Origin of the sequence: Eubacterium multiforme (assembly GCF_030813415.1) — a bacterium.
In the GTDB taxonomy this organism is placed as follows: domain Bacteria; phylum Bacillota; class Clostridia; order Clostridiales; family Clostridiaceae; genus Clostridium; species Clostridium multiforme.
This window is the reverse complement of record NZ_JAUSUF010000020.1, coordinates 24,256-33,455: the sequence shown is the minus strand read 5'-3', so window position 1 is coordinate 33,455 and position 9,200 is coordinate 24,256. Positions and strand designations below refer to the sequence as shown.

Genomic DNA, 9,200 nt, shown 5'->3' with positions numbered 1-9,200 from the left:
GGTTGGCAAACCGTTTCGATGTGCGAGTAGCACAGCCAGTAACATGCCCTTATAGGGCTAGAGCAAACCACCCGTTTTACGGGTGGTCATGATTTGTTTTAATAACTAATTATTAAAAGGTTAGTATAACTTTAAATAAAAGCTATGTTTTAGGTGATTGTTGATTTTAGATATCTTAAATAAAATTCAATTAAAAATAGTTTAAAGATTAAAGAAAAAGGAGGAGAAGAAAATGAATAAAAAGAGTAATTTAACTTATAAATTAGTTCTTAGTGGATTGTTAATAGCGATAGCGACTATATTTGGAACATTTTCAATACCAATTTTAGGGGCGAGAATATCCCCAGTACAACATTTTATAAATGTTGTTTCAGCAATAACCCTTGGGCCAGCATTTGCAGTTATAAATGCTTTTTGTGCATCATTTCTTAGAAATATTTTTGGTACAGGAAGTTTACTTGCTTTTCCAGGAAGTATGATTGGAGCTTTTCTTGCAGGAATTTTGTATAAAAAATTTAAAAGTCCATTATTAAGTGTAATTGGAGAAGTTATTGGAACTGGAATAATAGGGGCATTAGTAGCTTATCCAATTGCTTCATTATTTTTAGGTAAAGAAGGAGCCTTATTTATTTATATAGTTCCATTTACTTTAAGTTCCTTTGCTGGAGCTATTATGGCATATATTCTTATAAGTGTTCCGTCAATTAAAAAAATACTACATATAGATAAAGAAGAAAAATTAAAAGAAAAAGTTATAAATTGAAAGGATGATAGACATGTATAGAGCATTAACAATTGCAGGATCAGATTGTTCAGGAGGAGCTGGAATTCAGGCAGATTTAAAATCTTTTTCTGCAAATGGAGTTTTTGGTATGAGTGTAATTACAGCAATTACAGCTCAAAATACCCAAGGGGTTTTTGGAATTGAAGATATATCACCTAATATGATAAAAGATCAAATAAGAGTTATTTTTGATGATATAAGAGTAGATGCAATAAAAATTGGTATGGTATCAAAGATAGAATCTATAAAAGCCATAGGGGAAGGATTAAGAGCTATTAAAGATTTACCACAAATAGTATTAGATCCCGTTATGGTTTCAAAAAGTGGTTTTAAACTTCTATCAGAGGATTCAAAAGATACTTTAATTAAAGAGTTATTTCCACTTTCAACTTTAATAACTCCAAATCTTCCAGAGGCTGAAGAAATAATTGGAGAAGAAATTAAAACAATAGAAGATATGGAAAAGGCATGTATTAAATTAAAAAAACTTGGACCTAAATACATATTAGTTAAAGGTGGACATCTAGAAAATGATGCAACAGATATTTTATATGATGGAGAAAAATTTATTTATTTAAATCAAAAAAGAATAGATAGTAAAAATACACATGGAACAGGATGTACACTATCATCAGCAATTGCTGCAAACCTTGCAAAGGGAATGAATATAGAAGAGGCTGTAAGGGAAGGAAAAAGATATGTAACAGTTGCAATAGAACATGGAATAGAACTTGGTAAAGGTGTTGGACCAACTCACCATTTCTATGAATTATATAAATCTGCTGGGATAGAATAATTTAATATAAGAAGGAGATAAATAGGATGAATATAGAAGAAATTTTAATAAAAGCTGATAATTTTAAAGTAGATAGCCCTTTAGTAGATTCAATAACAAACAATGTAACTATGAATGATGTTGCACAGACTATACTTTCTTATGGTGGGAAACCAATGATGATTGATGATTTAAAGGAAGTAGAAGAAGGAGTACCAATTTCAAATTGCCTTCATATAAATATTGGAACTATGGGATATGAAAAAGTTGATAGTATGTTACTTGCAGCAGAGGTTGCAAAGGAAAATAATATTAAAGTAGTTTTAGATCCAGTAGGAATTCATGTTACAAAACTTAGAAAGGATTTAGTAGACAAGCTTTTAAAAATTGGAGTTACTTTAATAAAGGGTAATCTTACAGAAATAAAAACTCTTATGGGAATTAAAAGTGATTTTATTGGAATAGATTCATTAGATGAAGGAAGTTTTACTAAAGAATTTAGAAAAGAATTAAGAGAATATTCAATTAAAAATAATTGCTTAATTGTAATAACAGGTAAAGAAGATTATATAACAGATGGAAAAAGAGAAATAATAATAAAAAATGGAGTTAAAGAACTTTCATTAGTAACAGGAACAGGGTGTATGCTAGGTGGAATGCTTGCAGTTGAATGTGGAAAAGATTTAGGAGAAAATCTTATATTTGGAGCAGCTAAAGCCCTTTTAACTATGAATATTTCTGGGGAAATAGCAATGGAAAATAATAAGGATAAAGGTATACTTTCCTTTAAACATAAAGCACTAGATAAAATATCTTTTATAAATAAAGATGAAATAATAGAAAGGGGAAAAGTAATATATGAAGAATTTTAAGGATAAAAAAGTATACTTAGTAACAGATTATAGAATACCCTTTGATGAGCTTACAAAAAAGGTAGAAGAGGCATTGAAATCTGGTGTTAGACTTTTGCAATATAGGGATAAAAATGTATCAACTAAGATTATGTGTGAAAGAGCAGAAGAATTATTAAAACTTTGCAAAAAATATAATACAATATTTTTAGTAAATGATAGAATTGATGTTGCAATGGCAGTAGATGCAGATGGCGTTCATATAGGACAAGATGATATGGACTGTAAAATTGCAAGGAAGATACTTGGAAAAGATAAAATAATTGGAGTGTCTACAAAAACTGTTGAAGAAAGTTTAAAAGCTGTTAATGATGGTTGTGATTATTTAGGGTGTGGTGCAGTATATTCTACAAATACTAAAGATACAACTGTAATAAAAATAGAAACTTTAGAAGAAATAAGAAAAAATGTATCAGTTCCTATTTATGGAATTGGTGGGATAGATGTAAACAACATAACAGAGGAGTTAAAAAAACAAATAGATGGAGTTGCAGTAATAACGGCTATATTAAATTCAAAAGATATAGATAAAAAAATTATTGAGTTTAAAGAAAAGCTAATGTAATAAGATTAATATAAATGAATATTATAATAATTGAATCACTTAATTTTAGGAGATTAAATGGATTCTTTTCAGTTTAATGACTTTGAAGAAATTTTAAAAAAATGTGGAATACCTTTTGAAAAATGTAATGAAAATTCTAATTCAAAAGGACAGAATAAAGGTCCAGGATGTAATGATATACCTGGAGGATTTCAGGATTTACATCCTCAATTATTTGTAGTTATAGGAGAGGTTATGGGGCAGGTTATGGCAGGAAGTATGCCATTTAATGTACAAAATTCAATAGGAAACTGGTTTGAATTATTAGGACAAGTTATATTAACCTATAGTGCTCAGCAACAGTATTTTCAAAATGGCCCCGGAAGATACTATAATAGAAAATATAAAAATGTAGGTAATCCATTTTGTACAACTGCCCCATCTCCAGATAATGCAAGTGACCACGGAGGAGAAACTATTAATTATAATTCTGAAGTAAGAGATTTGAAAGATAAAATAAATTTACTAATAGATGAAATAGAATATTTAAAAGATGAAATAGAGGATATTAAAATGGGAAAGTAAAGGTATGCTAATTTAAAAACTTAGTATGCCTTTAATTTTTTTATAAAATAGGTAAATTGTTATTAGTTATATAAAGAAATAATATATGACTTATTAAAAAATAGCATTATAATTTAATTATAATTTAGAAACTTTGGAGGGTTACAATGAACAGTATTTTAACAGAGGAAGAAAAGTTATCACTTAAGGGCAAAGGAATACTTGCGCAAAAGCAAGATGGTTATTTTGCAATAAGATTTTTAAGCAAAGTAGGATATTTTTCAGCAGATGATATGATAGCTTTAGCTAATTTAGCAAAAAAATATGGAAATGGAGAATTAAGTTTAACAAGTAGATTAACAATTGAAATTCCTTATATAAAAGAATCTAACTTGAAAGATTTGTTAAAAGAGGCTAGTTTAAAAGGTTTAGTAATTGGAGGTGCAGGTCCTACAGTTAGAGCAGTGGTAGCATGTAAAGGAAGTGTATGTGTTCATGGACTTATTGATACAAGAACTTTAGGAGAAAAAATTGAAAATGAATTTTTAGGAAGAGTTCTTCCAAATAAATTTAAAATAGGTGTATTTGGTTGTGTAAATAGTTATGGTAAAGCTCAAAGTAATGATTTAGCAGTTATGCCTGTTAAAGATTTAGAAAAATCAGAAGTAGAATTTTTAGTATTTTTAGGTGGAAGGTTAGGGAAAAAAGCAAGACTTGGAACACCAATTAAGAAAAGATTTAAAGAAGAGGAATTAATTGATTTAATAGAAATAGTAATAGATTATTATAATAAAAATGCAGTAGGAAAAGAGAGATTTGCAGAGGTTATAGAGAGAATTGGATTTTCTAATGTTGAGAACTACATAATAAGTGAAAAGTTGAATAAATTGTAAATTTTTTTTAGGAATAGTAATGTGAATTTTATGAATTAAGTTGCTATTCCTTTAATTTTGTGAACCTATATAAGTAAATGCCTATTAAGATAATCAAAAAAAGCTATTGGTATTATATAAAAAATAGGAGTAGTATCGAAATATAGAGTGTTAAAAAAAACACAATTAATTAATCTATTAAAGTTTAATAATTTGGAGGTAGTAACATGGGATATAAGTTAAAAATCCAAGAAGTTAATGATTTGTTTAAAGAACTAAAAAAAGAATACAAAATTTACGCGCCAAAAAGATTTAGTAAGCAGGGAAGATATTCAGATACTGATATAATAAAGTATGCTGAAATAAACACAGTTGATGAAATAGTGTATGATGAAAAGTCAACATATCCTGCTAAGGAAGTAGTTACTCCAATAAATCAAACATTATATTATTTTACAGAAGATGAATTCAGAGAAAGTAAAATGCCTCACAGTAAAAAAATATTAATATTTGCAAGACCTTGTGATATAAATGCACAAGAGAGACAAGATAAAGTGTATCTAGAAAATGGAAACTTTCAAGATGAATTCTATAAGAGAATGAGAGATAGAGTTAAATTTGTATGCATGGAATGTGTTGAAGGTTGGGATACATGTTTCTGTACATCTATGGGAAGCAATAAAACAGATAATTATAGTTTAGCTGTTAGATTCTCAAATGATTCAGTATTATTTAATGTAAACGATGACGAGTTCAAAGATTACTTTAATGGATCAGAAAAGGAAGATTTTACTCTTGAATTTATAAAAGAAAATAAGACAAAAGTTACTATTCCCGAAATAAAGGATAAAGAAGTCCTTGAAAAATTAAAGAAACATCCTATGTGGGAAGAATTCAATAAGAGATGTATAGGATGTGGAAGTTGTACAATTGCTTGTAGTACATGTACTTGTTTTACAACTGTTGACATAGCTTATAGCGAAAATGGAAAAGTTGGTGAAAGAAGAAGAGTTGCAGCATCATGTCACGTAGATGGATTTGATGAAATGGCTGGAGGACATACTTTCAGAAATACTTTAGGGGATAAAATGAGATATAAAGTACTTCATAAGATTCATGATTATAAAGAAACTTTTGGAGATAATCATATGTGTGTTGGTTGTGGAAGATGCACAGATAGATGTCCTGAAAATATTTCAATTACAGCAACAATTGGTAAAGTAGCAAAGGCTGTTGAAGAAATTTGTGGAGGGGATAGTAATGAGTAATAATATATTAACACCAAAGCCATGTAAAATTCTTAATGTAACAAAAGAAAGTAATTCAGAATATACTTTCAGAGTAGAAACTGATATAGTTCCAGAACATGGTCAGTTTTTACAATTATCAATACCAAAGTTTGGAGAAGCTCCAATATCAGTTAGTGGAATTGGAGAAGGTTATTTAGATTTTACTATTCGTGCTGTTGGTAAGGTTACAGATGAAATATTTAAATTAGAACCAGGTGATACATTATTCTTAAGAGGACCATATGGAGTAGGCTGGCCTGTAGATAAATTTAAAGGAAAAAATGTTATTATAGTTGCTGGTGGTACAGGAGTTGCTCCAGTTAGAAGTATAATAAATAAATTTTATAACGAACCAAATTATGTAGAAAGTTTAAATTTAATATTTGGATTTAAAAATGAAGATGGAATATTATTTAAACCAGAACTAGCAAAATGGAAAGAAAGATTTAATACAATCTATACTTTAGATGCTGGAGAAAAAGAAGGATGGGAAACTGGATTAGTTACTACTCATTTAGATAAATTACCTATTAAAGATTTTGGAGATAACTATGAAGTAATTATAGTTGGACCTCCAGTAATGATGCATTTTACAGCACTAGGTTTCTTAAAACTTGGAGTTCCAGAAGAAAAAATCTGGGTTTCATTTGAAAGAAAAATGTCTTGTGCAGTTGGAAAATGTGGACACTGCAGAATAGATGAAACTTATGTTTGTCTTGAAGGCCCTGTATTTAATTATACTAAGGCAAAAACATTGTTAGATTAAAAAGGAGTGTTATATATGAATCATGATATAGATATTAAAAAGGTAAGAACTAATTGCTTCCGTCAATCTAAAGTTCCTGGAGAATTTATGTTTCAAATGCGTGTACCTGGTGGAACAACAAATGCTAAGTATTTAGGAACTGTTCAAGAGATAGCAGAAAAATGGGGAAATGGAACATTTCATATAGGAATGAGACAAACCTTTAATATTCCTGGAATTAAATATGAAAATATAGAGGCAGTAAATACTTTTGTTAAAGAGTATTTAAAAGAAGTTGAAGTTGAAGAATGTAATTGCGATATGGAAGTTGATGATAATGGATATCCAACAATCGGTGCAAGAAACATTATGGCTTGTATAGGTAATACTCATTGTATAAAAGGAAATGCAAATACAAAAGAATTAGCAAAGAAGATAGAAAATTTAATTTTCCCTTCACCATATCATATAAAAGTATCTGTATCTGGATGTCCAAATGATTGTGGAAAAGGTCACTTCCAAGATTTTGGAGTAATTGGACAAGCAAGAATGGAATATCATCCAGAAAGATGTATTGGTTGTGGAGCTTGTGTTAGAGCTTGTGAACATCATGCTACTAGAGTACTAAGCTTAAATAGTAGAGGAACAATTGATAAGGATGCTTGCTGTTGTGTTGGTTGTGGAGAATGTGTTCTTGCATGTCCAGCAAGTGCTTGGACAAGAAAACCAGAAAAATTCTACAGATTAGTTATAGGTGGAAGAACAGGAAAGCAAACTCCAAGAATGGGAAAAACATTTATTAACTTTGCTACAGAAGAAGTTGTTCTTGCAATATTTGGTAACTGGCAAAAATTCTCAAAATGGGCACTAGATTATAAACCTGAATATTTACATGGTGGACATTTAATAGATAGAGCTGGATACCATAAATTTAAAGAAATAATTTTAGATGGAGTAAAATTAAATCCAGAAGCTTTAGTTGCTGATAATATATTCTGGGCAGAAACAGAATATAGATCAAACTTTAATGTTAAACCAATTGGAATGCATAAAAGTATAGAAACAACTAGAGAGATTAGAGAATAAAAAAAGAATAAAGAAGAACAAAAAAACAACGTAAGAAAAATTTTTAGAAAAACATACATTTGTTTAAATAAATTGAAAAGAAGGTATTAGTATTATGAGTATAATTTATTTCTTTGTTTGTCTATGTTCGTGCATAGTTGGAGCAATAAGCGGTATAGGTGGTGGAGTTATTATTAAACCCACATTAGATGCATTAGGCGGATTAAGTGTATCAACAATAAGCTTTTTATCAGGATGTACAGTCTTAGCAATGACTAGTATGACACTATTTAGAAGTAGAAATTCTACTGTAAAAGTAGACAAACGAAAAGGAACATTACTAGCAGTAGGTGGTGCTATTGGTGGTATGATAGGTAAATATATCTTCGATTTAATAAAAACAAGTTATGGGAAAGGTGCTGTAGTTGGTGCAGCACAATCCCTATTACTTGCAGTAGTAACTATCGGAGTACTTATATTTACATTAAATAAAAGCAAATTTAAAGTATATGATGTTGAAAATAGCTTAGCTTGTATTTTATTTGGTTTTGGGCTAGGATCAATATCAGCTTTTATGGGAATAGGTGGAGGACCAATTAACCTTGCTATTTTATATCTTTTCTTTGCAATGGATAGTAAAAAGGCTGCACTTAATTCAATATACATAATATTCTTTTCACAACTTACATGTTTCTTATTTACAATATTTAGAGGAAAAGTTCCACCATTTGATTGGGCTGTATGCTTATTTATGCTTGCAGGTGGATTATTAGGAGGAACAATAGGACCTATGATATCTAAAAAGTTATCTCTAAAAGGTGTAGATAAGGTTTATACAACATTAGTAGTAGTTGTAATAGCTATAAGCATTTATAACTTTGTAGGTTATGTAGGAAAAATAGGATAAATATAAAATAAATAATTAAGAAGGATCAATGAAAGAAGGATTAATGTTATGAGTATATGTGCAAAATGTCAAACTATGGGATGTACACAAAAGGATGAAAGTAAAATGCCAAAGAGACTTTGTCCAAGCAGGGATGAAGAAATACAAGCAAAGGCAAAGGAACTTTACTTAGAAAATGATTTTAAATTAGCTAAAGAAGCAGCTTTAGTTGAAGAAGAAGGAAATTGTAACTGGACTCGTGTGGAAGAAACTATAAACTTTGCTAAAAAGATGGGATATAACCGTGTAGGTGTAGCTTTCTGTATGGGACTACATGAAGAAGCAAAGGTTTTTGTTAAAATATTAGAACATAATGGATTAGAAGTAGTATCTGTTGGATGTAAAAATGGAGCTACATTAAAGAATTTCTTAGGAATAGACCATGGAAAGAAAGAACATTATGTTAAAAATGATATAATGTGTAATCCAATAGGACAAGCGCTAGTGTTAAATGAAGAAAAGGTAGATTTAAACATATTACTTGGATTATGTGTAGGACATGATACTTTATTTATAAAGTATGCAGAAGCACCAACTACAGTTTTTGCAGTTAAAGACCGTGTATTATGTCATAATCCATTAGGTGCTGTTTACCAAGCAAATGGATATTACAGAAAAAAATTATTTAAATAAGATATATTTTTAATATATAAATACTTACTCTCATCAAAAGGTGAGTTTCTAAATTAATAGAAACTCATCTTT

At 29.4% G+C, this 9,200-nt stretch carries 11 protein-coding genes; all 11 read left to right on the top strand.

The genetic code is table 11. The annotated features are described in order from the left end of the window. Window positions 1-232: 232 nt before the first annotated feature. The gene (thiW, locus tag J2S18_RS15675; protein WP_307488243.1) at window positions 233-763 is read left to right on the top strand and encodes an energy coupling factor transporter S component ThiW; all 531 of its coding nucleotides are present in this window, start codon (window positions 233-235) and stop codon (window positions 761-763) included. Window positions 764-776: 13 nt separating this feature from the next. Then, window positions 777-1,580: a bifunctional hydroxymethylpyrimidine kinase/phosphomethylpyrimidine kinase gene (gene thiD, locus J2S18_RS15670; RefSeq protein WP_307488241.1), complete on the top strand. Its 804-nt coding sequence runs from the start codon at window positions 777-779 to the stop codon at window positions 1,578-1,580. Window positions 1,581-1,606: 26 nt separating this feature from the next. Then, window positions 1,607-2,431: a hydroxyethylthiazole kinase gene (gene thiM, locus J2S18_RS15665; RefSeq protein WP_307488240.1), complete on the top strand. Its 825-nt coding sequence runs from the start codon at window positions 1,607-1,609 to the stop codon at window positions 2,429-2,431. Continuing rightward, window positions 2,418-3,035, top strand: a complete 618-nt coding sequence (thiE, locus tag J2S18_RS15660; RefSeq protein WP_307488239.1) for a thiamine phosphate synthase — start codon at window positions 2,418-2,420, stop codon at window positions 3,033-3,035. Before thiM ends, thiE begins: the two co-directional genes overlap by 14 nt. A gap of 57 nt (window positions 3,036-3,092) precedes the next feature. Further along, on the top strand, window positions 3,093-3,599 hold the full coding sequence (locus J2S18_RS15655) for a hypothetical protein (protein ID WP_307488237.1): 507 nt from the start codon (window positions 3,093-3,095) through the stop codon (window positions 3,597-3,599). Window positions 3,600-3,745: 146 nt separating this feature from the next. Beyond that, window positions 3,746-4,471: a ferredoxin-like domain-containing protein gene (locus J2S18_RS15650; protein WP_307488236.1), complete on the top strand. Its 726-nt coding sequence runs from the start codon at window positions 3,746-3,748 to the stop codon at window positions 4,469-4,471. Window positions 4,472-4,677: 206 nt separating this feature from the next. Then, window positions 4,678-5,718: an anaerobic sulfite reductase subunit AsrA gene (asrA, locus tag J2S18_RS15645; RefSeq protein WP_307488235.1), complete on the top strand. Its 1,041-nt coding sequence runs from the start codon at window positions 4,678-4,680 to the stop codon at window positions 5,716-5,718. After that, window positions 5,711-6,505: an anaerobic sulfite reductase subunit AsrB gene (gene asrB, locus J2S18_RS15640; protein ID WP_307488233.1), complete on the top strand. Its 795-nt coding sequence runs from the start codon at window positions 5,711-5,713 to the stop codon at window positions 6,503-6,505. Before asrA ends, asrB begins: the two co-directional genes overlap by 8 nt. 15 nt (window positions 6,506-6,520) lie before the next feature. After that, window positions 6,521-7,570 carry a sulfite reductase subunit C gene (asrC, locus tag J2S18_RS15635; protein WP_307488230.1) on the top strand — a complete coding sequence of 350 codons (1,050 nt, stop codon included), beginning with the start codon at window positions 6,521-6,523 and terminating at the stop codon, window positions 7,568-7,570. 94 nt (window positions 7,571-7,664) lie between these two features. After that, window positions 7,665-8,456: a sulfite exporter TauE/SafE family protein gene (locus tag J2S18_RS15630; RefSeq protein WP_307488229.1), complete on the top strand. Its 792-nt coding sequence runs from the start codon at window positions 7,665-7,667 to the stop codon at window positions 8,454-8,456. A 48-nt stretch (window positions 8,457-8,504) separates the two neighbouring features. After that, window positions 8,505-9,128: a DUF1847 domain-containing protein gene (locus tag J2S18_RS15625; RefSeq protein WP_307488228.1), complete on the top strand. Its 624-nt coding sequence runs from the start codon at window positions 8,505-8,507 to the stop codon at window positions 9,126-9,128. Window positions 9,129-9,200: the final 72 nt, after the last annotated feature.